At 65.2% G+C, this 24,852-nt stretch carries 26 protein-coding genes; 15 read left to right on the forward strand and 11 right to left on the reverse strand.

All coding sequences use genetic code 11. The annotated features are described in order from the left end of the window. Positions 1 to 2,207: RND family transporter (locus tag ACIP0B_RS14825; protein WP_400833059.1), on the reverse strand; the 2,207-nt coding region annotated here is incomplete at its 3' end. 28 nt (positions 2,208 to 2,235) lie between these two features. Beyond that, positions 2,236 to 3,264 (reverse strand): WD40/YVTN/BNR-like repeat-containing protein, encoded by a 1,029-nt coding sequence (locus tag ACIP0B_RS14830; protein WP_400833061.1) that lies wholly within the window; start codon positions 3,262 to 3,264, stop codon positions 2,236 to 2,238. A gap of 494 nt (positions 3,265 to 3,758) precedes the next feature. On the opposite strand from ACIP0B_RS14830, the gene ACIP0B_RS14835 reads away from it, so the two are divergent. The 7 genes from ACIP0B_RS14835 to ACIP0B_RS14865 all read left to right on the forward strand — a co-directional run bounded on the left by ACIP0B_RS14835 (position 3,759) and on the right by ACIP0B_RS14865 (position 9,089). After that, the gene (locus ACIP0B_RS14835) at positions 3,759 to 4,349 is read left to right on the forward strand and encodes an amino acid synthesis family protein (protein ID WP_217892384.1); all 591 of its coding nucleotides are present in this window, start codon (positions 3,759 to 3,761) and stop codon (positions 4,347 to 4,349) included. 31 nt (positions 4,350 to 4,380) lie between these two features. Then, on the forward strand, positions 4,381 to 5,214 hold the full coding sequence (locus ACIP0B_RS14840; protein WP_400833064.1) for an alpha/beta fold hydrolase: 834 nt from the start codon (positions 4,381 to 4,383) through the stop codon (positions 5,212 to 5,214). Then, positions 5,211 to 6,692 carry an aldehyde dehydrogenase gene (locus tag ACIP0B_RS14845; protein WP_400833067.1) on the forward strand — a complete coding sequence of 494 codons (1,482 nt, stop codon included), beginning with the start codon at positions 5,211 to 5,213 and terminating at the stop codon, positions 6,690 to 6,692. Before ACIP0B_RS14840 ends, ACIP0B_RS14845 begins: the two co-directional genes overlap by 4 nt. A 12-nt stretch (positions 6,693 to 6,704) precedes the next feature. Continuing rightward, the gene (locus tag ACIP0B_RS14850; RefSeq protein ID WP_400833069.1) at positions 6,705 to 7,190 is read left to right on the forward strand and encodes a flavin reductase family protein; all 486 of its coding nucleotides are present in this window, start codon (positions 6,705 to 6,707) and stop codon (positions 7,188 to 7,190) included. 139 nt (positions 7,191 to 7,329) lie between these two features. Then, positions 7,330 to 7,734, forward strand: a complete 405-nt coding sequence (locus ACIP0B_RS14855; protein ID WP_400833071.1) for a carboxymuconolactone decarboxylase family protein — start codon at positions 7,330 to 7,332, stop codon at positions 7,732 to 7,734. 37 nt (positions 7,735 to 7,771) lie between these two features. Next, complete coding sequence (locus ACIP0B_RS14860) at positions 7,772 to 8,524, forward strand: GntR family transcriptional regulator (RefSeq protein WP_400833073.1); 753 nt, start codon at positions 7,772 to 7,774, stop codon at positions 8,522 to 8,524. Between the two features lies 1 nt (position 8,525). Then, positions 8,526 to 9,089, forward strand: coding sequence for an NUDIX hydrolase (locus ACIP0B_RS14865; protein WP_085586815.1), 564 nt, complete (start codon positions 8,526 to 8,528; stop codon positions 9,087 to 9,089). Positions 9,090 to 9,322: 233 nt separating this feature from the next. Here the strand turns inward: ACIP0B_RS14865 and ACIP0B_RS14870 are convergent, their stop codons facing one another. After that, positions 9,323 to 9,619: a DUF1330 domain-containing protein gene (locus ACIP0B_RS14870; RefSeq protein ID WP_400833075.1), complete on the reverse strand. Its 297-nt coding sequence runs from the start codon at positions 9,617 to 9,619 to the stop codon at positions 9,323 to 9,325. Between the two features lie 67 nt (positions 9,620 to 9,686). Between ACIP0B_RS14870 and ribBA the strand changes: the two genes are divergently transcribed. From ribBA to ACIP0B_RS14895, 5 genes are all read left to right on the forward strand, one after another. After that, positions 9,687 to 10,796 (forward strand): bifunctional 3,4-dihydroxy-2-butanone-4-phosphate synthase/GTP cyclohydrolase II, encoded by a 1,110-nt coding sequence (ribBA, locus tag ACIP0B_RS14875; RefSeq protein WP_400833077.1) that lies wholly within the window; start codon positions 9,687 to 9,689, stop codon positions 10,794 to 10,796. 299 nt (positions 10,797 to 11,095) lie between these two features. Next, the gene (locus ACIP0B_RS14880; protein ID WP_400833081.1) at positions 11,096 to 12,121 is read left to right on the forward strand and encodes an ABC transporter substrate-binding protein; all 1,026 of its coding nucleotides are present in this window, start codon (positions 11,096 to 11,098) and stop codon (positions 12,119 to 12,121) included. Next, complete coding sequence (locus ACIP0B_RS14885; RefSeq protein WP_400833084.1) at positions 12,118 to 13,062, forward strand: ABC transporter permease; 945 nt, start codon at positions 12,118 to 12,120, stop codon at positions 13,060 to 13,062. Before ACIP0B_RS14880 ends, ACIP0B_RS14885 begins: the two co-directional genes overlap by 4 nt. A gap of 6 nt (positions 13,063 to 13,068) precedes the next feature. After that, complete coding sequence (locus ACIP0B_RS14890; protein WP_085586821.1) at positions 13,069 to 13,878, forward strand: ABC transporter permease; 810 nt, start codon at positions 13,069 to 13,071, stop codon at positions 13,876 to 13,878. 17 nt (positions 13,879 to 13,895) lie between these two features. Beyond that, positions 13,896 to 15,050: an ABC transporter ATP-binding protein gene (locus ACIP0B_RS14895; protein ID WP_400833086.1), complete on the forward strand. Its 1,155-nt coding sequence runs from the start codon at positions 13,896 to 13,898 to the stop codon at positions 15,048 to 15,050. Between the two features lie 797 nt (positions 15,051 to 15,847). Here the strand turns inward: ACIP0B_RS14895 and ACIP0B_RS14900 are convergent. The 5 genes from ACIP0B_RS14900 to ACIP0B_RS14920 form a co-directional block, all read right to left on the reverse strand. Next, entirely contained in the window at positions 15,848 to 17,212 is a 1,365-nt protein-coding gene (locus ACIP0B_RS14900) for an MFS transporter (RefSeq protein WP_400833088.1), read from the reverse strand. A 152-nt stretch (positions 17,213 to 17,364) separates the two neighbouring features. Continuing rightward, a complete protein-coding gene (locus ACIP0B_RS14905) occupies positions 17,365 to 18,798 on the reverse strand; it encodes an NAD-dependent succinate-semialdehyde dehydrogenase (protein WP_400833091.1) in 1,434 nt (477 codons plus the stop codon). After that, positions 18,795 to 19,829, reverse strand: a complete 1,035-nt coding sequence (locus ACIP0B_RS14910) for an aldo/keto reductase (protein ID WP_400833094.1) — start codon at positions 19,827 to 19,829, stop codon at positions 18,795 to 18,797. The genes ACIP0B_RS14905 and ACIP0B_RS14910 overlap by 4 nt, the downstream gene beginning before the upstream one ends. 10 nt (positions 19,830 to 19,839) lie before the next feature. Continuing rightward, on the reverse strand, positions 19,840 to 20,352 hold the full coding sequence (gene fae / locus ACIP0B_RS14915) for a formaldehyde-activating enzyme (RefSeq protein ID WP_400833095.1): 513 nt from the start codon (positions 20,350 to 20,352) through the stop codon (positions 19,840 to 19,842). 355 nt (positions 20,353 to 20,707) lie between these two features. Beyond that, positions 20,708 to 21,913 (reverse strand): NAD(P)/FAD-dependent oxidoreductase, encoded by a 1,206-nt coding sequence (locus ACIP0B_RS14920; protein WP_400833098.1) that lies wholly within the window; start codon positions 21,911 to 21,913, stop codon positions 20,708 to 20,710. A gap of 338 nt (positions 21,914 to 22,251) precedes the next feature. On the opposite strand from ACIP0B_RS14920, the gene ACIP0B_RS14925 reads away from it, so the two are divergent. Continuing rightward, a complete protein-coding gene (locus tag ACIP0B_RS14925) occupies positions 22,252 to 22,800 on the forward strand; it encodes an RrF2 family transcriptional regulator (RefSeq protein ID WP_400833100.1) in 549 nt (182 codons plus the stop codon). A gap of 74 nt (positions 22,801 to 22,874) precedes the next feature. On the opposite strand, the gene ACIP0B_RS14930 is transcribed toward ACIP0B_RS14925, so the two are convergent. After that, positions 22,875 to 23,210: a hypothetical protein gene (locus tag ACIP0B_RS14930; protein WP_400833102.1), complete on the reverse strand. Its 336-nt coding sequence runs from the start codon at positions 23,208 to 23,210 to the stop codon at positions 22,875 to 22,877. A 199-nt stretch (positions 23,211 to 23,409) separates the two neighbouring features. Between ACIP0B_RS14930 and ACIP0B_RS14935 the strand changes: the two genes are divergently transcribed. Beyond that, the gene (locus ACIP0B_RS14935) at positions 23,410 to 23,649 is read left to right on the forward strand and encodes a hypothetical protein (protein WP_400833104.1); all 240 of its coding nucleotides are present in this window, start codon (positions 23,410 to 23,412) and stop codon (positions 23,647 to 23,649) included. 85 nt (positions 23,650 to 23,734) lie between these two features. On the opposite strand, the gene ACIP0B_RS14940 is transcribed toward ACIP0B_RS14935, so the two are convergent. After that, positions 23,735 to 23,923 carry a DUF2188 domain-containing protein gene (locus tag ACIP0B_RS14940; RefSeq protein ID WP_400833107.1) on the reverse strand — a complete coding sequence of 63 codons (189 nt, stop codon included), beginning with the start codon at positions 23,921 to 23,923 and terminating at the stop codon, positions 23,735 to 23,737. A 209-nt stretch (positions 23,924 to 24,132) separates the two neighbouring features. Between ACIP0B_RS14940 and ACIP0B_RS14945 the strand changes: the two genes are divergently transcribed. Beyond that, positions 24,133 to 24,495: an NUDIX hydrolase gene (locus tag ACIP0B_RS14945; protein ID WP_400833108.1), complete on the forward strand. Its 363-nt coding sequence runs from the start codon at positions 24,133 to 24,135 to the stop codon at positions 24,493 to 24,495. A gap of 4 nt (positions 24,496 to 24,499) precedes the next feature. Here the strand turns inward: ACIP0B_RS14945 and ACIP0B_RS14950 are convergent, their stop codons facing one another. Beyond that, positions 24,500 to 24,742: a DUF1652 domain-containing protein gene (locus ACIP0B_RS14950; RefSeq protein ID WP_400833110.1), complete on the reverse strand. Its 243-nt coding sequence runs from the start codon at positions 24,740 to 24,742 to the stop codon at positions 24,500 to 24,502. Positions 24,743 to 24,852 lie beyond the last annotated feature (110 nt).

Consider the following 24,852-nt stretch of genomic DNA (forward strand, 5'->3'; position numbering starts at 1 on the left):
CCAATGGCCAGGCACAAGCCGGTGAACAGCACCGCTTTACCGGTCGAGCGCAAGGTCTGGTAATAGGCTTCCTGCAACGGCAACCCGGCACGCAGGAAGCTCTCCAGCCGGCTGTAGATGTAGATGCCGTAATCCACGCCAATGCCCACCCCCAGCGCCACCACCGGCAGGGTCGCCACCTTCACCCCGATGCCCATGTACGCCATCAGCGCGTTGCCCAGCACCGAGGTCAGCACCAGCGGCAGGACGATGCACAGGGTCGCCGCCCACGAGCGGAAGGTGATCATGCACATGACCGCCACGCAGATGTACACCAGCACCAGGATGGTCAGCTCAGCCTGTTTGATGACTTCGTTGGTGGCCGCCTCGATCCCGGCGTTGCCGGCGGCGAGGATGAACTCCAGGCCTTCCTTGTTGTTGTCCGCGGCGAATGCCTGCACCGCCTTCACGGCACGGTCCAGGGTCTCGGCCTTGTGGTCGTTGAGGAACACCAGCACCGGCGCCAGCGAACAGTTGTTGTTGTACAGGCCGTCGGCCCGGGCGATGGAGTTGTTCAGCACGTCCGGGTTGCGCGACAGGGTCTCCCATTTCAGGTTGCCCTCGTTCATGCCCTTGATCATCTGCTTGGACACGGTCACCAGCGAGATCGCCGACTGCACGCCCTCGGTGTTCTGCATCTTCCACATCAGCTCGTCGATGGGCGCCATCGCCTCGTAGCGCGAGCAGCCTTCGGACTTGGTCTTGACCATCACCACCAGCACGTCGGAACTGGTGGAGTAGTTGCTGATGATGAAGTTGTTGTCCTTGTTGTAGCGCGAGTCCGGCCGCAGTTCCGGCGCGCCCTGGTCGAGGTCGCCGATCTTGAGGTTCTTGCTGTACCAGAGGCCGCCGCCGAAGGCGACCAGCGCGATCAGGATCGACACCGGCGCCACCTTGGAGTTGGCGAAGTTCGACAGCAGGCGCCAGAACGGATGCTCGCGGTTCGCGTCCTTCTTGCTCTTGGCCACGGCGCGCTTGCTGATGCCGACATAGGAGATCGCCACCGGCAGCAGGATCAGGTTGGTGAACACGATCACCGCCACGCCGATGGACGCGCCGATGGCCAGCTCGCGGATCACGCCGATGTCGATGATCAGCAGGGTGATGAAGCCGACGGCGTCCGCCAGGATCGCGATCATCCCCGGCAGGAACAGCTGCCGGAAGGTGCGCCGCGCGGCGGTCAGGGCGTTGTCCGCCTCGCTCGACTGCAAGGCGATGCCGTTGATCTTCTGCACGCCGTGGGAGATGCCGATGGCGAAGATCAGGAACGGCACCAGCATCGAGTACGGGTCGAGCCCGAAACCGAAGAAATGCATCAGCCCCAGTTGCCAGATCACCGCCACCAGCGTGGTGCTCAGCACCGCCACGGTGCTGCGCATGCAGTTAGTGAACCAGTAGAGCAGGATCAGGGTGATGACGAACGCGACGCCGAAGAACATCACCACCATCACCAGGCCGTCGATCAGGTCGCCGACCTTCTTGGCGAAGCCCACGATGTGGATCTTGACGTTGGGGTTCTGCGCCTCGAACTTGTTGCGGATCTTGTCCTCCAGCTCATGGGAGAACTTGCGGTAGTCCAGCGCCAGCAGCTTGCCCTGGTCCTGCGGGTCCGGGTAGGACTCCAGCAGCGGGATGTCGACGATGCTCGACTTGAAGTCGTTGGCCACCAGCCGCCCGACCTGGCCGGACTTGAGCACGTTGTTGCGCAGCAGGTCGAGGCTGTCCTGGGAGCCGTTGTAGCTCTGCGGGATCACTTCGCCGCCGGCGAAGCCTTCCTCGGTCACTTCGGTCCAGCGCACGCTCGGGCTCCACAGCGACTTGAGGCCGGAGCGGTCGACGCCGGAGATGTAGAACACCTCGTCGTTGATCTGGCGCAGGGTCTCCATGTACTCCTTGGAGAAGATGTCGCCGTCGGTGGCCTCCACCGAGATCCGCACCGTGTTGCCCAGGTTCGCCAGGTCGTTGCGGTGCTCCATCATCTTCTCGATGAACGGATGCTTGAGCGGGATCATTTTCTCGAAGCTGGTGGACGGCCGGATCAGCGTGGCCTGCCAGAACAGAAAGATGCTGACCAGCAGGCAGATCACGATCACTGCCGGGCGGTTGTTGAAAATCAGGCGTTCGAGGAACGTCGCCTTGTCCTGATGATGAGTGCTCAAGGAAGTCATAGCCCCGCCTTCTTATTATTGATCCGGCTCATTTGCCCAGCTCGGCGCCGTTGGGCGCCGTGATGCGTACTCCGCCCTGCCCGGTCAGGATCAGGTCGCCGTTGCCGGCGGCGGTGACCGACGACAGCGAAATGCGGTCGGGCCGGTTGAACACGCTGAAGGTCTCGCCGTTGTCGCTGCTGCTGATCACCGAGCCGCCGTTGCCGACGATCACGATGGAACCGTCGTCGAGCAGCGTGGCGCCGGACAGGCCGAACTCCAGGGAACCGCGCGCCGCCTTCAGCTCGACCTGCTCCCAGGTGCCGCCGAAGTCGGTGGAGCGGTAGAGGTTGCCGCGCAGGCCGTAGGTCAGCAGGGTCTGCGGCTGCGCGGTGCCGATCACGCCGAACAGCGAGCCTTCGTACGGGCCTTCGAGCTTTTCCCAGGTCTGGCCCCAGTCGGCGGAGCGGAACATGCTGCCCTGCTCGCCGACGATGAACAGCCCCGCGTCCTTCACGGCGGCGATGGCGTTGAGGTGGTATTGGTCTTCGTTGTCGAGGCGGTCGCTGATGTCTTCCCAATGCTGGCCGCCGTCGGTGGTCTCCAGCAGCGCACCGTAGGCGCCGACGGCGATGCCGCTGCTGGCGTCCTTGAACCAGACGTCGAGCAGCGGCGCTTCGCGCTTGAGGTCTTCGAACTGTTTGGTCCAGGTCAGGCCGCCGTCTTCGCTGGCGAGGATCTGCGCGTCATGGCCGACGGCCCAGCCGTGCCGGTCGTCGACGAAGTACACGGCGGTGAGCAGTTGCCGGGTCGGCACCTTGGCCTGGGTCCAGGTCTTGCCCTGGTCGTCGGAATAGAGAATGTGCCCGCGATCCCCGACCGCCACCAACCGGGCGCCGGCATGGACGACATCGAGCATCAGGCTTTTGGCGGCCTTGGCCGAAGCGGTGGAATAGACCGCGTCCGCAGGCGCCTCGTCGGCCAGTGCGCAGGCCGGAACGGTGGCCAGGCCCAGCAGGGCGCAGGCGGTGGCCAGCAGTGCGGTTTTGCGTAACGCCGGCGGGCGGCAACGAACCATAGACCTTCCCCTATTTATTATTGTTGGGCCATCGGGCCTTCAAGGGCGCCGCAAGGGTGCTCCGGGTGACCGGCCGGTCAGCTGCGCTGCATGCAGCATAGTCCTGAAACCCGCAGTCCAGAGCCCCTTCGGATGCTGGCTCATCCTATCGGGCTTTGGAAACGTCTGACAATCGGCGCCACGTTATCTTTTGTTAACCGCGAAACCGGTCTGTTGCAGACGAATGCTTGCTCGCGAATGCGCCAGGCCAGGCCACAAAGACGCGGGCCGGAGCGGCCCCATCGCCAGCAGGCTGGCTCCCACAGGGATCTGGGGTGAATGCAGAGTCTGTGGTCACAGCAGAACAATGTGGGAGCCAGCCGGCTGGCGATGACGGCTGAATGAACGGCCATTCGCCGGATGGATGACGCAAAACTTGCGAAGGGGACTTGCGCGATAGGTATTATGGTATACCATCAGACGCACAGACACTCTCAATCCCCACGGAGCAGCCCATGAGTTTCGAAATCCGCAAGATCGTCAGCTACGTCGAAGAGACTTTCATCGAAGGCGGCAAGGCCACCGACACCCCGGTGACCATGGTCGGCCTGGCGGTCGTGATCAAGAACCCGTGGCTGGGCCGCGGCTTCGTCGAAGACCTGAAACCGGAAATCCGCGCCAACTGCTCCGACCTCGGCGCACTGATGGTCGAACGCCTGGTGGCCGCCATCGGCGGCGCCGAGAAGATCGAGGCCTACGGCAAGGCCGCCGTGGTCGGCGCCGACGGCGAGATCGAGCACGCCTCGGCGGTGATCCACACCCTGCGCTTCGGCAACCACTACCGCGAAGCGGTCAAGGCCAAGAGCTACCTGAGCTTCACCAACAAGCGCGGCGGCCCCGGCACTTCGATCCAGATCCCGATGATGCACAAGGACGACGAAGGCCTGCGCTCGCACTACATCACCCTGGAAATGCAGATCGAAGACGCCCCGCGCGCCGACGAGATCGTCGTGGTGCTCGGGTGCGCCGACGGCGGCCGCCTGCACCCGCGCATCGGCAACCGCTACATCGACCTGGAAGAGCTGGCCGCCGAAAAGGCCCAGTGACCACAATAAGAAAGCATTGCAGGAGCGCTCCATGATTCGGCTCACCGCTGAACTCACCCCCGCCGGCACCAGTTATCTGGCGACCGGCCTCGGCCAACCCGTGGTGCTGATCCACGGCGTGGGCCTGAACAAAGAAATGTGGGGCGGCCAGATCGTCGGCCTCGCCTCGCAGTACCGGGTGATCGCCTACGACATGCTCGGGCATGGCGCCAGTCCGCGACCGGCCGCCGACACCGGCCTGCTCGGTTACGCCGATCAGTTGCTGGAGCTGCTGGAGCACCTGCAACTGTCCCAGGCCACCGTGATCGGGTTTTCCATGGGCGGCCTGGTGGCACGGGCGTTCGCCCTGCACTACCCGCAGCGCCTGCAAGGGCTGGTGGTGCTCAACAGTGTGTTCAACCGCACCGAGGAGCAGCGCGCCGGGGTCATCGCCCGCACCAGCCAGGCCGCCGAGCACGGGCCGGACGCCAACGCCGAAGCGGCGCTGTCGCGCTGGTTCAGCCGCGAATACCAGGCGGCCAATCCGGCGCAGATCGCCGCGATCCGCCAGACCCTGGCCGGCAACGACCCGCAGGGCTACCTGACCACCTATTCGCTGTTCGCCACGCAAGACATGTACCGCGCCGACGACCTGGGCAGCATCCAGGTGCCGACCCTGATCGCCACGGGCGAGCTGGATCCCGGCTCGACCCCGGAGATGGCCGAGCAACTGGCCCGGCGCATCCCCGGCGCGAAGGTCGCCGTGCTGCCCGACCAAAGGCATATGATGCCCGTAGAGTCGCCGCGCCTGGTCAACCAGATGCTGCTGGAATTTCTCGAATCCGCAAACGCCCGACAAAACCATATAAAGGGGATCGTTGCATGACACTCGCACGCTTTCGCATGTGCATCGGCGGAGACTGGGTCGACGCCCTGTCCGGCAAGACGTTCCAAAGCCTGAACCCGGCGCTGGCCGAGCCCTGGGCCGAGCTGCCCGATGCCGACGAGGCCGATGTCGAACGCGCTGTGCAGGCGGCCCAGACCGCCTTCGACAGCCCGGCCTGGCGTGGCCTGACCGCCACTGCGCGGGGCAAGCTGCTGCGCCGCCTCGGCGACCTGATCGCCGAAAACAAGGAACAGCTGGCCCAGTTGGAAAGCCGCGACAACGGCAAGCTGATCCGCGAGACCCGCGGCCAGGTCGGCTACCTGCCGGAATTTTTCCACTACACCGCCGGCCTGGCCGACAAGCTCGAAGGCGGCACCCTGCCGCTCGACAAGCCCGACCTGTTCGCCTACACCGTGCACGAAGCCATGGGCGTGGTCGCCGCGATCATTCCGTGGAACAGCCCGCTGTACCTGACCGCGATCAAGCTCGCGCCGGCCCTGGCGGCGGGCAACACCATCGTGATCAAGCCGTCCGAGCACGCCTCGGCGACGATCCTGGAACTGGCGCGCCTGGCCCTCGAAGCCGGCATCCCGCCAGGCGTGGTCAACGTCGTCACTGGCTACGGCCCGAGCACCGGCGCCGCCCTCACCCGCCATCCGCTGGTGCGCAAGATCGCCTTCACCGGCGGCGCGGCGACCGCCCGGCATGTGGTGCGCAGCAGCGCCGAAAACTTCGCCAAGCTGTCGCTGGAGCTGGGCGGCAAATCGCCGAACATCATCTTCGCCGACGCCGACCTCGACAGCGCGATCAACGGCGCCATCGCCGGGATCTACGCGGCGTCCGGGCAGAGCTGCGTGTCCGGCTCGCGCCTGCTGGTGCAGGACGAGATCTACGACGAGTTCGTCGGCCGTCTGGTCGAGCGCGCCCAGCGCATCCGCATCGGCAACCCGCAGGACGACAGCAGCGAGATGGGCCCGATGGCCACCGCCCAGCAACTGGCCGTGGTCGAAGGCCTGGTGGCCGACGCCCTCGCCGAAGGGGCGCGCCTGCGCATCGGCGGCAAGCGCCCGGCGGGCGTGGGCGACGGCTGGTTCTATGAGCCGACGCTGTTCGAGTGCGACCGCAACTCGATGAAGATCATGCAGGAAGAAGTGTTCGGCCCGGTGGCCTCGGTGATCCGCTTCAAGGACGAGGCCGAAGCGCTGGCGATCGCCAACGACTCGCAGTTCGGCCTCGCCGCCGGCATCTGGACCCGCGACCTGGGCCGCGCCCACCGCCTGGCCCGTGACGTGCGTTCGGGGATCATCTGGGTCAACACCTACCGCGCGGTGTCGGCGATGGCGCCCATCGGCGGCTTCAAGAACAGTGGCTACGGACGCGAAAGCGGCATCGATTCGGTGCTGGCCTACACCGAACTGAAAACGGTGTGGATCAACCTTTCCCAGGCGCCGATGCCTGATCCCTTCGTGATGCGCTAGGAGTCCTGCGACATGATCGAACCCGGCATTTACAAAGACGTGATGGGCTCGTTCCCGTCCGGGGTCACGGTGGTCACCACCCTCGACGCGGACGGCGGCATCGTCGGCATCACCGCCAGCGCGTTCAGCGCGCTGTCGATCGACCCGGCACTGGTGCTGTTCTGCCCCAACTACGCCTCCGACACCTACCCGGTGCTGCGCGACAGCCAGCGCTTCGCGATCCATTTGCTGTCCGCCGACCAGACCGCCGAAGCCTATGCCTTCGCCGGCAAGGGCAAGGACAAGGCCAAAGGCATCGCCTGGCACCTGAGCGAGCTGGGCAACCCGATCCTGGACAAGGCCACGGCGATCATCGAGTGCGAGCTGTGGCGCGAATACGACGGCGGCGACCACGCGATCATCGTCGGCGCGGTGAAGAACCTGATCCTGCCCGCGCAGCCGGTGACGCCGATGATCTACCACAAGGGCAAGCTCGGCGCGTTGCCGACACTGGCCTGAGAAAAACATGCAAGTCCCTGTGGGAGCTGCGGTGCGACGATTCGACTTGCCAGCGATGACGTCGGAACATTCAACATCAATGCCGACTGAACCACCGCTATCGCTGGCAAGCCAGCTTCCACAGGGTTTGAGGTGAGACATGATCAACGAAAAGTACGAACAGGGTTTGAAGATCCGCACCCAGGTGCTGGGCGACGACTACGTCCAGCGCTCGCTCCGCAACGCCGACGACTTCACCCGCCCGCTGCAGGAAATGGTCACCGAATATTGCTGGGGCCATGTCTGGGGCCGCGACGGCCTGTCGCTCAAGGAGCGCAGCATGATCAACCTGGCGATGATCTCGGCGCTCAACCGCCCGCACGAACTCAAGCTGCATGTGCGCGGCGCCTTGCGTAACGGCTTGAGTCGTGAGCAAATACGCGAAATTCTGCTTCAGGTCGGCATCTACTGCGGCGTTCCCGCGGCCGTAGACAGTTTCCGGCTCGCCCGTGAAGCCTTCGCCGAAGCCGACGCCGAGGCCTCCAGTCAACACTCGGCTGTCTGACCGCACCGCAAGGACAGCCACATTTAGAGCGGACTCCATGAAACGCCTGCCACTCGACGACAGCTTCAAGGTCAATCGCAACCCCGTCACCCTGCGCGAGATCGTGCTGGACAAGCTGCGAAGCGCCATCATGAACTTCCAGCTCCTGCCGGGCGACCGCCTGGTCGAACGCGACCTGTGCGACCGCCTGGGCGTGAGCCGCACGTCGGTGCGCGAAGCCTTGCGTCACCTGGAGTCCGAAGGCCTGGTGGAGTTCGCCGACGCCAAGGGCCCGCGCGTGGCGATCATCACGCTGGCCGACGCGGTCGACATCTTTGAGCTGCGCTGCGTGCTCGAAGGCCTGATCGTCCAGCTGTTCACCCTGCGCGCCAAGGCCAAGGACATCAAGGCCCTGGAGAAAGCGCTGGAGGAGAACCGCAAGGCCCTCAAGGACGGCGAGCTGCAACAGGTGATCGACTCGGTGCAGGGTTTCTACGACGTGCTGCTGGAAGGCTCCGGCAACCACATCGCCGCCACCCAGCTGCGCCAGTTGCAGGCGCGCATCAGCTACCTGCGGGCGACGTCGGTGTCCCAGGAAAACCGCCGCGGCGCCAGCAACCAGGAAATGGAAAAGATCGTCGAGGCGATCAAGAGCGGCGATCCGCTGGCCGCGCACCAGGCGTCGGTCGACCACGTGCGCGCCGCGGCCGCCGTCGCCCTCGACTACCTCAAGCGCAAGCAGGAAGAGACCGGCGCCACCCCGGCGATCACCCTGCCCATCGCGCTGAAAGAACCGCGCATAGGCCGCTGACATGTTCAGCCCGAGCTTTTGCCCGAAATGCGGCGGCGCTGACCTCGGTCAGCAGGTGCCGCCGGGCGATACGCACGAGCGCCTGATGTGCCGCGGCTGCGGCTACATCCACTACGTCAATCCGAAGATCATCGCCGGCTGCATCATCGAGCAGGACGGCAAATACCTTTTGTGCCAGCGGGCGATCCCGCCGCGTCCAGGCACCTGGACACTGCCGGCGGGCTTCATGGAAAGCGGCGAGACCACCGAGCAGGCGGCCGTGCGCGAAGTCTGGGAAGAAAGCGGCGTGCGCGCCGAGATCGTCTCGCCCTACTCGATCTTCAGCGTGCCGAAGATCAGCGAGGTGTACATCATCTTCCGCGCCATCGCCCTGGAGATCACCGGCCAATACGGCCCGGAAACCCTCGACTGCCAATTCTTCGCCCCCGAGGACATCCCCTGGGACAAGATCTACTACCCGGCGATCCGCCAGATCCTCGAACGCTACATCGAAGAGCGCCAGGCCGGCGTCTACGGCATCTACGTGGGTAACGACGACAGCGGCAAGATTCATTTCATCCGCTGATCGCGCTCCCCTGCAGGAGCGAGCCTGTTCGCGATGACGCCACCCGCCGCACCATCGACGGTGCCTGAAACACTGCCATCGCCAGCAGGCTGGCCCCCACAAGGGAACGTCGCTGCTGCGTGCCGGCCAACACCGCCCCCTGTGGGAGCGAGCCTGCTCGCGATGAGGCCGTCAGCCACACCCTCCACGGTGCCTGAAACACCGTCTTCGCCAGCAGGCTGGTTCCCACCAGGTCAGAGTGGTGCCACGCCTTCGACGATGATGACTTCCGCCCTCGCCCACTCCTCGCGATAGCTTTTCGCTTCCTGATACGCCGCCGAGCGATAGCACGCCACCGCCTGCTCGTAACTGTCGAACTCAATCACCACGCTGCGCTGCGGCGTCGCCCTGCCCTCCATCGCTTCGCTGCGCCCGCCCCGGGCGAGGAACCGTCCGCCGTACTCGGCGAACGCCTTCGGCGCGCGTTGGGTGTATTGGCTGTAGTGATCGGGATCGGTGACGTCCACGTGAGCAATCCAGTAAGCCTTCATAGTGACCTCTCGGTTGAATTTGTATTATGGTATACCACAAATATCCAACAGACACCGGGAGTCCAGCATGGCCTTCAACCGCATCGAAGAAATCCTCGAAGATTACCGCCTCGGCAAAATGGTGCTGCTGGTCGATGACGAGGACCGGGAGAACGAAGGCGACCTGCTGCTGGCCGCCGACCGCTGCACACCCGAGGCGATCAGCTTCATGGCCCGTGAGGCCCGCGGGCTGATCTGCCTGACCTTGACCGACGAACACTGCCAGCGTCTGGGCCTGGAGCAAATGGTGCCGAGCAACGGCAGCGTGTTCAGCACCGCGTTCACCGTCTCCATCGAAGCGGCGGTGGGCGTCACCACCGGGATCTCCGCCGCCGACCGCGCCCGCACCGTGGCCGCGGCGGTGGCGCCCGGTGCCTGCGCGGAGGATCTGGTGCAGCCCGGCCACATCTTCCCCCTGCGCGCCCGCGAAGGCGGCGTGCTGACCCGCGCCGGGCACACCGAGGCCGGTTGCGACCTGGCGCGCCTGGCCGGCTTCACGCCCGCTTCGGTGATTGTCGAGGTGATGAACGACGACGGCACCATGGCCCGCCGGCCGGACCTGGAAGCCTTCGCGCGCAAGCACGGGATCAAGATCGGCACTATCGCCGACCTGATCCACTACCGCCTGAGCACCGAGCACACCATCGAACGCATCGGCGAACGCGAGCTGCCGACCGTGCACGGCACCTTCCGCCTGATCACCTTCGAGGACCGCATCGAGGGCGGCGTGCACATGGCCATGGTGATGGGCGAGCTGCGCCGCGAGGAACCGACGCTGGTGCGCGTGCATGTGATCGACCCGCTGCGCGACCTGGTCGGCGCCGAGTACAGCGGGCCGCGCAACTGGACGCTGTGGGCGGCGCTGCAGCGGGTCGCGGCCGAAGGCCATGGCGTAGTCGTGGTGCTGGCCAACCATGAGTCCTCCCAGGCGCTGCTGGAGCGGGTGCCGCAACTGACCCAGCCGCCGCGGCAGTTCAGCCGTTCGCAGTCGCGGATCTATTCTGAAGTGGGCACCGGGGCGCAGATCCTGCAGAACCTGGGCGTCGGCAAGCTGCGCCACCTCGGGCCGCCGCTGAAGTATGCCGGTTTGACCGGCTACGATCTGGAAGTGGTCGAGAGCATTCCCTTCACCGAATGATTCCCCTGTGGCGAGGGAGCTTGCTCCCGCTGGACTGCGCAGCAGGCCCGGCCTTCGGTGAAGCGAGGGTCGCTGCGCAACCCGGCGGGAGCAAGCTCCCTCGCCACGGCCTGTGTTCCATGAGTGCTGAAGTCAAAGCTGCCGGATAACCGGTACGGCAAAATGCTTGCACAAAGCTTGGAATACCATAATATGATATTCCATAGACCGGACGAGCCGACCAAGCCGTCCCTCTACTGCTCCCGACAGGCGGGCAACAACGCAAGCCCGCTGAAAAACACAACAATGAGGGCGTGAAAATGGTGTTGAACAAAGCTGCAACCGCAATCCTTCTTGCGGGACTGCTGAGCGTGACCGGCCACGCTGCAATGGCCGCCGAAAGCGTGAACTTTGTCAGCTGGGGCGGCAGCACCCAGGATGCGCAGAAGCAGGCCTGGGCCGACCCGTTCAGCAAGGCCAGCGGCATTACCGTGGTGCAGGACGGCCCCACCGACTACGGCAAGCTCAAGGCCATGGTCGAAAGCGGCAACGTGCAGTGGGACGTGGTCGATGTCGAAGCCGACTTCGCCCTGCGCGCCGCCGCCGAAGGCCTGCTCGAACCCCTCGACTTCAAGCAGATCCAACGCGACAAGATTGACCCGCGCTTCGTCAGCGACCACGGCGTCGGCTCGTTCTTCTTCTCCTTCGTGCTCGGCTACAACGAAGGCAAGGTCGGCGCCAACAAGCCCCAGGACTGGAGCGCCCTGTTCGACACCAAGACCTACCCCGGCAAACGCGCCCTGTACAAATGGCCGAGCCCCGGCGTGCTGGAGCTGGCCCTGCTGGCCGACGGCGTGCCGGCGGACAAGCTCTACCCGCTGGACCTGGACCGCGCCTTCAAGAAACTCGACACCATCAAGAAAGACATCGTCTGGTGGGGCGGCGGCGCGCAGTCGCAGCAATTGCTCGCCTCCGGCGAGGCCAGCCTCGGCCAGTTCTGGAACGGCCGCACTTACGCCCTGCAGCAGGACGGCGCGCCGGTGGGCGTGAGCTGGAAACAGAACCTGGTGATGGCCGACATCCTCGTCGTGCCGAAGGGTTCGAAGAACAAGGACGCGGCGATGAAGTTCCTGGCCAGCGCCAGCAGCGCCAAAGGCCAGGCCGACTTCTCCAACCTGACCGCCTACGCCCCGGTCAACGTCGACAGCGTGGCGCGTCTGGACTCGACGCTGGCCCCCAACCTGCCGACTGCCTACGCTAAGGATCAGATCACCCTTGATTTCGCATACTGGGCCAAGAACGGCCCGGCCATCGCGACACGGTGGAACGAATGGCTGGTCAAATGAAAATGACGGCCACCGCGTCCCGTCCCTCCACTGCCGCCGGGAGCGCCGCCAGCGCTGCCGGTCCGGCCCCGGCCAAGGCGAGTGCAATGGCGCAGGCCCCGTCCCTCAAACAACGCTGGCGCGGCGCCGGCAACCTGGCCCCGGCCTTGCTGTTCCTCGGCCTGTTCTTCCTGGCGCCGCTGATCGGCCTGCTGCTGCGCGGCGTGCTGGAGCCTGAACCGGGCCTGGGCAACTACCAGCAGCTGTTCGCCAACTCGGCCTATGCGCGGGTGCTGCTCAACACCTTTTCGGTGGCCGGGCTGGTGACCCTGTTCAGCCTGCTGCTGGGCTTTCCGCTGGCCTGGGCGATCACCCTGGTGCCGCGCGGCTGGGGCCGCTGGATGCTCAACATCGTGCTGCTGTCGATGTGGACCAGCCTGCTTGCGCGCACCTATTCGTGGCTGGTGCTGCTGCAGGCCTCGGGGGTGATCAACAAGGCCCTGATGGCGCTGGGCATCATCGACCAGCCGCTGGAGATGGTGCACAACCTCACCGGCGTGGTGATCGGCATGAGCTACATCATGATCCCGTTCATCGTGCTGCCGCTGCAGGCGACCATGCAGACCATCGACCCGATGATCCTGCAGGCCGGCTCGATCTGCGGCGCCAGCCCCTGGACCAACTTCTTCCGGGTGTTCCTGCCGCTGTGCCGGCCGGGGCTGGCGTCCGGCGGGCTGATGGTGTTCGTGATGTCGCTCGGTTACTACGTCACCCCGGCGCTGCTGGGCGGGGCGCAGAACATGATGCTGCCGGAGTTCATCATTCAGCAGGTGCAGTCGTTCCTCAACTGGGGCCTGGCCAGCGCCGGCGCCGCGTTGCTGATCGTCATCACCCTGGTGCTGTTCTACTTCTACCTGAAGCTTCAGCCGGAATCCCCGGTTGGCGCCAGCAACGCGAGGTAAGCCGACATGCTCCTGACACCCAATGCCATGAGCCGCCGGATGCGCCTGGGCCTGTACGCGACGACCGGGCTGATCGGCCTGTTCCTGCTGCTGCCCATCGTGTTCATCGTGCTGCTGTCGTTCGGCTCGTCCCAATGGCTGGTGTTCCCGCCGCCGGGCTGGACGCTGAAGTGGTACGTGCAGTTCTTCTCCAACGCCGACTGGATGAGCGCGGCCATGGCCAGCCTGAAGGTCGCGGTGCTGACCACGGTCTGCGCCGTGGCCCTGGGCCTGCCGACCGCCTTCGCCCTGGTGCGCGGGCGCTTTCCCGGCCGGGAAATGCTCTACGGCCTGTTCACCCTGCCGATGATCGTGCCGCTGGTGATCATCGCCGTGGCGGTGTACGCGCTGTTCCTCAAGCTCGGCTACACCGGGACGATGTTCGCCTTCGTCGTCAGCCATGTGATCGTCGCCCTGCCGTTCACCATCATCTCGATCATCAACTCGCTGAAGCTGTTCGACCAGTCGATCGAGGACGCGGCGGTGATCTGCGGTGCCTCGCGCCTGCAAGCGGTGTTCAAGGTGACGTTCCCGGCGATCCGTCCGGGCATGGTCGCCGGCGCCCTCTTCGCCTTCCTCGTCTCGTGGGACGAAGTGGTGCTGAGCGTGATGATGGCCAGCCCGACCCTGCAGACCCTTCCCGTGAAAATGTGGACCACCCTGCGTCAGGACCTGACACCCGTGATCGCCGTCGCCTCGACGCTGCTGATCGGCCTGTCGGTGCTGGTCATGGTGATCGCCGCCGCCCTGCGCCGGCGCAACGAAATCCGCGCCTGAGCGCCCAGGAGTACGACATGAGTGCCGTGATCAAAGACGCATCCCAGCAGAGCGACAAACCCCTGGTCAGCCTGCGCCACCTGAACAAGCACTACGGCGACTTCGCCGCCGTGGACAACATCTCGCTGGACATCAAGGACGGCGAGTTCCTCACCTTCCTGGGCTCCAGCGGCTCGGGCAAGAGCACCACGCTGTCGATGCTCGCCGGCTTCGAGACGCCGAGCAGCGGCGAGATCCTGGTCAACGGCCAGTCGCTGGTGAACGTGCCGCCGCACAAGCGCGACATCGGCATGGTGTTCCAGCGGTACTCGCTGTTCCCGCACCTTTCGGTGCGCGACAACATCGCCTTCCCGCTGATGATCCGCAAGCTCTCCGCCGCCGAGCGGGACAAGCGCGTCGATGCGATGCTCAAGCTGGTGCAGCTTGAGCAGTTCGCCCACCGCCGGCCTTCGCAGTTGTCCGGCGGCCAGCAGCAACGGGTCGCCATCGCCCGGGCGCTGGTCTACGAACCGCGCATCCTGCTGATGGACGAGCCGCTCGGCGCGCTGGACAAGAAGCTGCGTGAAGACCTGCAGGATGAACTGCGCCAGCTGCACCGGCGCCTGGGCATCACCATCGTCTACGTGACCCACGACCAGGAAGAGGCCATGCGTCTGTCCCAACGTATCGCGATCTTCAGCCACGGCAAGATCGTCGGCCTGGGCAGCGGCTATGACCTGTACCAGAATCCGCCGAATGCCTTTGTGGCGTCGTTCCTCGGCAACTCGAACTTCCTGCGGCTCAAGGCCCAGGGCAACGGGGCGGCGGATTTCGAAGGGCAGGCGCTGTCGATCCGCCTCACCGCCGGCCTGCACAGCGGGCAGGACGTGCTGCTGATGGTGCGCCCGGAAAAGGCCCTGGCGCTGAGCGTGCAGCAAGCGGTCAACGAACCGCTGGCCGCCGGCTGGAACGAAGTGTCGGCCAAGGTGGTGGAGGTGCTGTTCCTCGGCGAGAGCCAAACGTGCAGCGTCGTGACGCCGGGCGGCACCTCGATGACGGTCAAGGCCCTGTCCGCCGCCGGCATGCCGCTCAAGGCCGGCGATCCGGTGCAGGTGCGCTGGGCCACGGCGGATGCGTGCGTGTACACCGAATGGGCAGAAAGCGACCTGAACAAGGCGGCCGGCGCCCACTGAATCCGCTAGCGCCACAAGACCCTGCGGGAGCTGGCCTGCCAGCGATGACGACGGCACGTTGGGCATCTCTGCTGCCTGATCCACCGCCATCGCCAGCAGGCTGGCTCCCACAGGTTTCGCCGTTGTCCGCAACATCCCCGCACACCACAAATCCCTGTGGGAGCTGGCTTGCCAGCGATGAGGCCGGTACTGCCGGCATCTCCGGCGTCTGACCCACCGCCATCGCCAGCAGGCTGGCTCCCACAGGTTTCGCCGGTGCCCGCAGCATCCCCGCACACCACAAAAACCTGTGGGAGCTGGCTTGCCAGCGATGAGGCCGGCACTGCCGGCATCTCCGGCGCCTGACCCACCGCTATCGCCAGCAGGCTGGCTCCCACAGGTAATCCAGGGTGATGGCAGGTTTCTGTGCCCATCACAGAAACCTGTGGGAGCTTGCCTGCAAGCGATAGGGCCGGCACTGCCGGCGTCTCCGGCGCCTGACCCACCGCTATCGCCAGCAGGCTGGCTCCCACAAGGGATCCCGGTTGTCCGCAGCATTCCTGTACACCACAAACCCCTGTGGGAGCTGGCTTGCCAGCGATGAGGCCGGCCCACCCAACATCACCGGTGTCTGACCCACCGCCATCGCCAGCAGGCTGGCTCCCACAGGGGACTACGGGTGTCCGCAGGCTCTTGGTTCACCACAAAAACCTGTGGGAGCTTGCCTGCAAGCGATAGGGCCGGCACTGCCGGCATCTCCGGCGCCTGACCCACCGCCATCGCCAGCAGGCGGGCTCCCACAGACGGGTCATCGTCGCTTAAACCGGGACAACCACCTTGGCGTCCGCCGTCACCGCGCCGTCCACCGGGACCTGCGCCTTGCAGGCCTGGCTCAGCGTCAGCGACTTGGTCTCCGGCGCCCAGGCCCAGGACAGCAGCGCGCCGATGGCCAGGATCGCCGCCAGGATGCCCATGGTCGGGCTCAGCCCGATGCCGGCCACGCTCACCGGCAGCAGGAAGGTGCTGATGGCCGAGCCGAGCCGGCTGACCGCCGTCGCCAGGCCGATGCCGCTGGCGCGCACTTCCGTCGGGAAGCTCTCCGCCGGGAACACCCCGACCAGGTTGCTCACCGCCGACAGCACCAGGGTGAACAGCCCGAACACCAGCACCATCAGCCACGCCGCACCGCCCGGCAGCACCGCGAGCAGGAACAGCGCCACCGCCAGAATGACGAACGAGTTGATCAGGAACCCGCGCCGGGTGAACTTGATCGTGCACCAGATGCCGATCAGCGCGCCGAGGATCAGCAGCAGGTTGAGCATCAGTTCCGTGCCGAAGCCTTCGGCCAGGCCCATCTTCTTAAGGATCGACGGCAGGAAGGTGTAGATGGCGAAGTACGGCATGACGATGCAGACGAAGAACAGGCAGTTGAACGCCGTGCGCTTGCGGTACTCGCGGCTGAACAGCACCGCGTAGCCCGAACGGTGTTCCGTGGAGCGGGTTTCGTCCAGCTCGACGTTGTCGCCCAGGAACCGTTTCACGACGGCCCGCGCTTCGGCCACGCGGCCCTGATTGACCAGCCAGCGCGGCGATTCCGGCGTGCCGATCCGCGCGATCAGGATCAACGCCGCCGGAATCGCCGACGAGGCCAGCATCCAGCGCCAGGCGTCGTCGCCCAGGCTGAGCATGGCGGTACCGACGAAGGTCGCGGCCACGTAGCCGAAGGTCCAGATCACGCTGAACGAGCCGAGCAGCACACCCCGGTGCTTCTTCGGCGCGAACTCGGCGAGCATCGCGTGGCCGACGCTGAAGTCGCCGCCCAGGCCGATGCCGATCAGCACCCGGCACAGGAACAGGCTCATGGCGGTCTCGACGTAGAACTGCATCACCGACGCCAAGGTGATGAGCACGAAGCTGACCAGGAAGATCTTCTGCCGGCCGACCTTGTCCGAGATCCAGCCGAAGAACAGGCTGCCGAGAAACAGCCCGATCAGCGCCGAAGAACCGATCAGCCCCTGCCAGAACGCATCCAGGTGCATCTGCGGGCTGAGCAAGGTGAAGGCGATGCCGATCAGGCCGAGGATGTAGCCGTCGGTGAAGTGCGCGCCGAAGGTCAGGCCGGCGATCTTGAGGTGAAAGCGCCCGATGGGCAGGTCATCGATCTTGATGGGTTGAGCGGACATGTTCGTCTCCAATTGTTGTTATTGACGGAGAAACCGATTGCGCTTGCTTCATGATTCGCTGTGGAGGCGGTGTGTCAGTGACCGGGGCGTTGCCCGCGAAGGCGTCAGCCCAAGCACCGCAGACAGCCGCCCCCGCAGACGGGCCGAGCGGGCTAGAGACCGCCCATCAGCAGGTACTTGATCTCCAGGTAGTCCTCCAGACCGTACTTCGAACCCTCGCGCCCGAGGCCCGATTCCTTGATGCCGCCGAACGGCGCAACTTCCGTGGAGATGATCCCTTCGTTGATCCCGACCATCCCCGCCTCCAGCCCTTCGGCCATGCGCCAGACCCGGCCGATGTCGCGGCTGTAGAAGTACGCCGACAGGCCGAACGGCGTGGCGTTGGCCGCCGCCAGCACTTCCTCTTCATCCTTGAAGCGGAAGCACGCGGCCACCGGGCCGAAGGTTTCGTCCTGGGCGATGAGCATGTCGCCCGAGGCGTCGATGAGGATGGTCGGCTCGTAGAACGTGCCGCCGAGGGCATGCCGGCGGCCGCCGCACAACAGCGTGGCGCCCTTCTCCAGCGCATCGCTGACGTGGGCCTCGACCTTGGCCAACGCCGCGGCGTTGATCAGCGGGCCCTGTTCGGTGTCGCCCTCCAGCGCAGGGCCGACCCGCATGGCGGCGACCGCCTCGGCGAGCTTGCCGGTGAAGGCTTCGAAGACGCCGTCCTGAACGAAGAAGCGGTTCACGCAGACACAGGTCTGCCCGGTGTTGCGGAACTTGGAGGCCATGGCGCCTTTGACGGCCGCATCGATGTCGGCGTCGTCGAACACAATGAACGGTGCGTTGCCGCCCAGCTCCAGCGAAACCTTCTTCAAGGTGTCGGCGGCCTGGCGCATCAGCAGCTTGCCGGTGCGGGTGGAACCGGTGAACGACAGCTTGCGCACCACGCCGGACGCTTGCAGCGCACCGCCGATGGCCACCGCATCGCCGGAGACGATGTTGAACACCCCGGCCGGAATCCCCGCCTGCTCGGCCAGCACCGCCAGGGCGAAGGCCGACAGCGGGGTTTCCTCCGACGGCTTGAGAATCATCGTGCAACCGGCCGCCAGCGCCGGGCCGACCTTGCGGGTGACCATTGCCAACGGGAAATTCCACGGGGTGATCGCGGCAACCACACCGATGGCCTCCTTGGTCACGATGATGCGGGCATCGGCCTTGTGGCTCGGGATCACATCGCCGTAGGCGCGCTTGGCCTCCTCGCCGAACCACTCCAGGAAACTCGCGGCGTAGACCACCTCGCCCTTGGCTTCAGCCAACGGTTTGCCCTGCTCGCGGCTGAGCAGGGTCGCCAGTTCCTGTTGGTGGGCGAGCATCAGCTCGCTCCAGCGCTTGAGGCGTTGGCTGCGCTCCTTGGCGGTGAGCTTGCGCCAGGCCGGCAACGCGCGGTCGGCGGCTTCGATGGCCCGGCGGGTTTCTTCGGCGCCGGCCTTCTGCACCTCGGCGATCACCTCACCGTTGGCCGGGTTGAGCACCGGGTACGTCGCCCCGCCCTGCCCCCATTGGCCATCGATGAAGTTGCCGTGACGGATCAGCCCGTTCATGCCACCGCCCCTTTCAAGGAGAAACGCTCAAGGCCCGGACGCGGCGTGCGCAGGATGCGCTTGCCGGCGGTGTAATCGTTGATCACGTCGCACGGGGTGTAGTTGCGCTCCAGCTCATGCAGCTCTTCGGCATCGAGCTTCGTGTCCAGCGCCGCCAAGGCGCTGTCGAACTGCGCGGTGGTGTCGGCGCCGACCAGCATGCAATCCACGCCCGGATGGTGGGCGACCCAGGCCTGGGCGATCTGCGCGTTCGACACGCCGCGGGCACGGGCCACGCGCTGCACCGAATGGGCGATCTCGAACGAGGCTTCGTCGCTGTACATCTGCTGGGTGAAGAAGTCGGTCTGGTTGCGGGTCGACTGCACGTCGCCGGTCAGCAGGCCCCGGGCCAACGGGCTGAACACCGACACGCCGATGCCCTGGTCGCGGCAGAACGGAATCATCTCGCGCTCTTCCTCGCGGTAGGCGCAGTTCAGCTGCAGCTGCATGTTGATCGGCTTGACCCAGCCGTTGCGCTCGCAGGCCATGAGGAGCTTGGCCAACTGGCCGGTGAGCATGGTGGACACGCCGATGTAACGTGCCTTGCCGGCACGCACGATGTCGTTCAGCGCGCCCATGGTCTCTTCGACCGGGGTGTTGATGTCGAAGTAATGCAGCATGAACACGTCGACGTAATCCATGTCCAGGCGCTTCAGCGAAGCGTCGATGCTGTCCATGATGTGCTTGCGCGAATGGCCGCTGGCGTTGAGGCCGCTGCGGGTGCCGTAGCCGACCTTGGTGGTGATCACCAGGTCCTCGCGCCGGGCCAGGCGCTTGACGATGCGCCCCACCACTTCCTCGCCGACGCCGGCGGAATAGAAGTCCGCCAGGTCAATGAAGTTCACGCCGTTGGCCAAGGCGTGGGCCACGATCGGCTCGCTCTGCTTTTCATTGAAGATCCACGGTTTCCAGTCCGGGGTGCCCATGTTCATGGTGCCCAGGCACAGGCGGGAGACTTGCAGGCCGGAGTTGCCCAAACGGATGTATTGCATGGCGCGGACCTCAGGCTTTGGGGGTGTAGAAAGGGTTGCTGATGTGGTTGACCACATCCTTGAGCTGCGCGGTTTCCGGCTTGCCGGTCAGGGCAGCTCGGATCGCGGTGCGACAGGCGTTGTAGTTGTTCCGGTACACCGCATCGAGGTCGTCGCAGGCCGGGTTGACCCAGTTGGCGGTGACGATCGCCCACTCGTCCTCGGCCTCCGGCGGCAGCGTGCCGTCGAGCAGCGCTTCGAGCACGGCCTTGGCGATCCCCGCCTGGGACGCGCCCCACGTGGCGTTGCCGTGCAGGTCGCCGACGATGGCGGCCTTGTTCACGTAGAGGGTCATCGGCTTGACCGGGATGTTCGGCTGGGCGATCACCATGAACGGACAATGGCCCTGGCTCGGCGACGCCAGGCTGCTGGCGAACGCCTGCCCGGCCGGGCCGTTGCGCGGGCCGATCAGGATGTTGATGTGCGCGGCGTTCACGCCCGGGCCTTCGAAACCTTCACCGATATAGAGGTCGAGTTCTTTCATCTGTCATTACTCTGGGTGGCGCGGAGGGATCAATAACGGACGCGGGGAGACGTGGCGGGCAATCGGGACATGGCTGCAAACGCTCTCTGGTTGTTATTGATGAGCTGTGTCTGCGATTTTTTAGCATCGGGTTTCGGGCGGGACGTAACCATTAAAAATCATGGGGCAATGACTTTTGGTCATAGCCTTCGCGCAGGCAAAAAAAAGCCCTTGAGTGAACTCAAGGGCTAGAGGGTACCGTGGCGAGGGAGCTTGCTCCCGCTGGGGTGCAAGGCGCCCCTTTGAGGCTTTGCGATGGGGCCGCTGCGCGACCCGGCGGGAGCAAGCTCCCTCGCCACAAGGCTTTACGCAGTGATCAGGCGACCACGGGGATCATCGGATCCGCCGCCGCCAGCGCAACGGCGCGGTCAGCCGCCGGCGGGTAGATCCACTGGGTGTTGATCTGGGTCTTGAGCGACTTGCCCTCCTCCTTCTCCAGCTTCACCTGGCGGTCCCAGCCTTCGGTGTACACCGCCCCCCACGCGCCCAGGTCCAGGCAAGTGACGTATTTGGGCTGGCTGTACGGCGTCGGCTCGACCCCGAGGATCTGCGCAGCCACGTTGTTGCCCGCATGCCGGCCCAACGAGATGGCGTGCTGGCAGGTCATCAGGGCGAAGTTGCCGATGTCGTCGGTGGCCGCGTAGGCCACATCGCCGGTGGCGAAGATGTCGTCCTGGCCGATCACTTTCAGGTGCGCATCGACGTGCAGGCGGCCCTGACGGTCGCGCTCGGCGGGAATCTGCTCGGTCAGGGAACTGGCGCGCACGCCGGTGGTCCAGACTACGGTGTTCGCCTCGATGCGCTGACCGTCGGACAGGGTCACACCGTTTTCGTCGACCGACAGCACCGACACACCCAGTCGCCATTCAACGCCCAGCTCTGCACTGGCCTCGGCGATCTTCACGCTGATCGCCTCGCCCATGGACACGCCGATCTTCTGGCCGCGGTCGACGACGATCACCCGGATGTCCGCCTGGTCGCCCAGCACTTCGCGAAGGCGTGCCGGCATTTCGGTCGCCGTCTCGATCCCGGTGAAGCCGCCGCCGGCCACGACCACGGTGTTGCGCGCCACGCTGTGCGGCCGGTCGGCCAGGGCCTTGAGGTGGTTCTCCAGGCGGATCGCCGACTCGATCTGGTCGACATCGAACGCATGCTGCGCCACGCCCGGGGTGTCCGGCAGGGCCAGGCCGCTGCCCGAAGCCAGCACCAGCTTGTCGTAGTGGAAGACCTGCCCGGCGCCGGCGGCATCGGTGTAACCCACGGTCTTGGCCTGCGCATCGATGGTGTGCGCCGCACCCTTGATGAAGTGCACGCCGACCGCCTCGAACAGCTCGGCCAACGGTGCGGCCAGTTGGTGGGCGTTCGGCTCGTAGAAGCGCGGACGCACGCGCAGTTCGGCCTGCGGCGCCAGCACCGTCACGTCGATGTTGTCCCGATTGTGAAGGTCCACCAGGCGGGTGGCGCTCAAGGCGCTCCACATGCCACCGAAACCTGCGCCGATCACCAGAATGTGCTGTTTCATCGTTGTCTCCCGGCACGTGGCCAAGTCATGGAAAAAGGTTGGGCGGGTCTTGCCCGCCGGGGTGCCGACATACGCGTTGAGGGTTCAGGCGCAACGGGCATCCCCTTCGACAACGGCGACTCTATTGGTCGCCGTTACATTCAACAAGTCAGATTTTACGATCATTAAAATCGAAAACTTCGATAGTTAACCGTGACAACCCTCCCTGTCCAAATTGCATTTTTCCTAGTAAACAAGCCGAAAAGGCCTACCTGCACGGTAGAAAACCCTGGCGCCCTGCATTTGCCGCCCCGTTCAAGGCCTGATAACATCGGCGACAACTAAAGTCGGAGATAGCTATGTCGCTTTACAGTGCGGGCGTCGAGTACGGCATCCACTGCCTGATCTTTCTGGTGGGCAACGGCGGTGACAGCCGCGAAGCGAGCGTGCGCGACCTGGCGGACCTGCAAGGCGTGCCGCTGGACTACCTGGCCAAGATCTTCACCAAACTGGCCAAGGGCAAACTGGTGACCGCCACCGGCGGCGTGCGCGGCGGCTTCACGCTGGCGCGGCCGGCGGATGAAATCACCCTGCTCGACATCGTCAACGCCATCGACGGACGCAAGAACATTTTCGAATGCCGCGACATCCGCGGCCGCTGCGCCCTGTTCGACGGCTCGCCGCCGGACTGGGCGGTGGAAGGCACCTGCTCGATCCACGCCGCCATGATGACCGCGCAGAAGCGCATGGAAGAGGCTCTCGCCCAGCAGACCATCCTCGACATCGCCAGAAGGGTCGGTCGCAAGGCGCCGCCGCAGTTCGGCAGCCAGGTGGAAGACTGGATGCAGGAGCGGCGCGAGAAGAAGGCCGGCGGATCGGCGATCCCCTTGGTCGACCTTTCCGACTGATCCTCAGCGCACAGGCAAAAAAAAGCGGAAACCGATACCCGGTTTCCGCTTTTTTCACGCTGGCCCGACCGCCCTCAGAGGCAATCGCGCACGGCCTTGCGCAACGACCCGGACTTGGCCCACGGCGGTCCCTGGTACAGGGACACCCGGCTGCCGTCCTTGTACTTGACGATGTCCAGGATCTCGTCGGCGGTGACGATGCTCGGGGCGGTGATGCGGTAGCCGTTGGAGATGGCGGTCTGGGTGGTCTTGGGAATGTCCTGCTGCCACAGCGGCAGCACACATGCGGCGTAGTCCTTGGGGGCCTTCTCGCTGGTCTTGCTGACATTCGGTTCGCCCGGCACCAATGACGCCGGCAGTGAGCAACCGGCCAGCGCCGCGAGCAGCATGCCCCCGATCAACATCCGCATAGTGAATCCTTCTTTCAGAAAAAACGCGAATGTACCCTGTAACTGTGCGGACATCCATCGTAGCGCACTGCCTTCAGCCGCCTGGAGCGCAACCCGCAGCGCCGGATCGGCATCCGTTCAGCCCGGCGACAGGCGACCCTTGCCCCGCGCCCCGAAAATGCGGCTACTCTTCTGTACCGAGAATGTTCCGGAGGTGATCATGCGGCTCAACGAATACGAACACGAACTACAGCGCGACCTGCAAAGCGTCGCATCGGACCTGCGCTGGTCGGCGGTCGATCTCAAGCGCATCGCCGAACAGCTGCGCAAGTCCGGCAACGAAGCGGACGCCCAGGCGGTGCTCAGGTCCTGCGAAGTGCTGCAAAGCGACGAGGAACGCCTGCAGCTGTACGCCAGGGAGGTGAAGGCCCGGGCCATCAGCCGGACCAAGGTGCACTGAGCCCCGCCGCACAACCAGACACCCAACAAAAAGCCCCGGACATCCGGGGCTTTTGCGTCATGGCCCTGTGAGCCTCAAAGCGCCCTCAGCCCGATCGGCGGGCGCGGGTGCGGCTCCTGTAGCCCGGCAGCGCGGCGGCATACGCCAGCGCCTCTTCCCGGCTGGCGAACGAGGCCAACCGGTCGCCCTGTGTGCAGACCCGCCAGGGGCCATTGTTCACGCTGAGTACGTCGTAGCCGTTCATGTGCATCTTGTTCAGCATCGCAATGCTCATAGGCACCTCCTGTCCGCTCGCGATGAAACAGCTTCACGCCTGCACCTTACACCCGGACCGCGGCGCTGTGCCGACCGGACGTCGCACCGGCGGGCGTCAAGCCTTCGGCACTTTTGTGACCTGCCGGCACTCAGAACCTCTAACCCCCTGCGCGGCGCGAATATTGCAGATTCGTGACAGATTTATGACAGACGGCAATCGGGTAACAAATGAAAGTACGTGCAACCGTGATCTGCGAGCAGGACCGGCACATTCTCCTGGTGCGCAAGGCCCATTGCCGCTGGTCGCTGCCGGGCGGCAAGGTCGAGCCCGATGAGACCCGGGTGCAGGCCGCTGCGCGGGAACTGCAGGAGGAGACCGGCCTGATCGCCGACGGGATGCTGTACCTGATGGAACTGCAGACCGGCAACACCCGCCACCATGTCTACGAAGCGTCTGCGCCGGAACCGGGCCTGGCCCGTCCGCAGAACGAGATCGTCGAATGCCTGTGGCAGCCGTTGGACACGGTGCACACGCTGAACGCCAACGAGGCGACCTTGCGCATCGTCCGCGCCTTCCAGCGCCGGCTCTGAGCGCTCAGCCGGCGAACGCCCGGCGCCCGGCACTCATTTCGGTGCGCAACTCACCGATGAAGTTGGAAATGTCACGAATGGTGACCAGATGCTCCGGCGAAACGCCGTTGAGCAGAAGATCGACGCGCCCGCTCTCAGGCTCGTACACCTTGATCTGCAACAGGCCCTGCGCGGTTTCGGTGCAGTCGCAATAGAGCGGGCGGAATCCGGATTCCACGATGCGGCAAATATCGGCGATGGCAAGCATGGGCGCAGCCTCACAGGCGTCTGATCCTTCGACCGGTTGAGCATAGATGAGCCTTGCGCACTTTGCCGCGTCAGCAAATGCCAACCGTTTCACATCCTTGGCATGCCGCC

The organism is Pseudomonas sp. NPDC089534, assembly GCF_044749305.1.
In the GTDB taxonomy this organism is placed as follows: domain Bacteria; phylum Pseudomonadota; class Gammaproteobacteria; order Pseudomonadales; family Pseudomonadaceae; genus Aquipseudomonas; species Aquipseudomonas ekonensis.

Coding starts and splice junctions, on each gene's coding strand:
- ACIP0B_RS14830 (WP_400833061.1), bottom strand. CDS start 3,264: ATGGTTCGTTGCCGCCCGCCGGCGTTACGCAAAACCGCACTGCTGGCC.
- ACIP0B_RS14835 (WP_217892384.1), top strand. CDS start 3,759: ATGAGTTTCGAAATCCGCAAGATCGTCAGCTACGTCGAAGAGACTTTC.
- ACIP0B_RS14840 (WP_400833064.1), top strand. CDS start 4,381: ATGATTCGGCTCACCGCTGAACTCACCCCCGCCGGCACCAGTTATCTG.
- ACIP0B_RS14845 (WP_400833067.1), top strand. CDS start 5,211: ATGACACTCGCACGCTTTCGCATGTGCATCGGCGGAGACTGGGTCGAC.
- ACIP0B_RS14850 (WP_400833069.1), top strand. CDS start 6,705: ATGATCGAACCCGGCATTTACAAAGACGTGATGGGCTCGTTCCCGTCC.
- ACIP0B_RS14855 (WP_400833071.1), top strand. CDS start 7,330: ATGATCAACGAAAAGTACGAACAGGGTTTGAAGATCCGCACCCAGGTG.
- ACIP0B_RS14860 (WP_400833073.1), top strand. CDS start 7,772: ATGAAACGCCTGCCACTCGACGACAGCTTCAAGGTCAATCGCAACCCC.
- ACIP0B_RS14865 (WP_085586815.1), top strand. CDS start 8,526: ATGTTCAGCCCGAGCTTTTGCCCGAAATGCGGCGGCGCTGACCTCGGT.
- ACIP0B_RS14870 (WP_400833075.1), bottom strand. CDS start 9,619: ATGAAGGCTTACTGGATTGCTCACGTGGACGTCACCGATCCCGATCAC.
- ribBA (WP_400833077.1), top strand. CDS start 9,687: ATGGCCTTCAACCGCATCGAAGAAATCCTCGAAGATTACCGCCTCGGC.
- ACIP0B_RS14880 (WP_400833081.1), top strand. CDS start 11,096: ATGGTGTTGAACAAAGCTGCAACCGCAATCCTTCTTGCGGGACTGCTG.
- ACIP0B_RS14885 (WP_400833084.1), top strand. CDS start 12,118: ATGAAAATGACGGCCACCGCGTCCCGTCCCTCCACTGCCGCCGGGAGC.
- ACIP0B_RS14890 (WP_085586821.1), top strand. CDS start 13,069: ATGCTCCTGACACCCAATGCCATGAGCCGCCGGATGCGCCTGGGCCTG.
- ACIP0B_RS14895 (WP_400833086.1), top strand. CDS start 13,896: ATGAGTGCCGTGATCAAAGACGCATCCCAGCAGAGCGACAAACCCCTG.
- ACIP0B_RS14900 (WP_400833088.1), bottom strand. CDS start 17,212: ATGTCCGCTCAACCCATCAAGATCGATGACCTGCCCATCGGGCGCTTT.
- ACIP0B_RS14905 (WP_400833091.1), bottom strand. CDS start 18,798: ATGAACGGGCTGATCCGTCACGGCAACTTCATCGATGGCCAATGGGGG.
- ACIP0B_RS14910 (WP_400833094.1), bottom strand. CDS start 19,829: ATGCAATACATCCGTTTGGGCAACTCCGGCCTGCAAGTCTCCCGCCTG.
- fae (WP_400833095.1), bottom strand. CDS start 20,352: ATGAAAGAACTCGACCTCTATATCGGTGAAGGTTTCGAAGGCCCGGGC.
- ACIP0B_RS14920 (WP_400833098.1), bottom strand. CDS start 21,913: ATGAAACAGCACATTCTGGTGATCGGCGCAGGTTTCGGTGGCATGTGG.
- ACIP0B_RS14925 (WP_400833100.1), top strand. CDS start 22,252: ATGTCGCTTTACAGTGCGGGCGTCGAGTACGGCATCCACTGCCTGATC.
- ACIP0B_RS14930 (WP_400833102.1), bottom strand. CDS start 23,210: ATGCGGATGTTGATCGGGGGCATGCTGCTCGCGGCGCTGGCCGGTTGC.
- ACIP0B_RS14935 (WP_400833104.1), top strand. CDS start 23,410: ATGCGGCTCAACGAATACGAACACGAACTACAGCGCGACCTGCAAAGC.
- ACIP0B_RS14940 (WP_400833107.1), bottom strand. CDS start 23,923: ATGAGCATTGCGATGCTGAACAAGATGCACATGAACGGCTACGACGTA.
- ACIP0B_RS14945 (WP_400833108.1), top strand. CDS start 24,133: ATGAAAGTACGTGCAACCGTGATCTGCGAGCAGGACCGGCACATTCTC.
- ACIP0B_RS14950 (WP_400833110.1), bottom strand. CDS start 24,742: ATGCTTGCCATCGCCGATATTTGCCGCATCGTGGAATCCGGATTCCGC.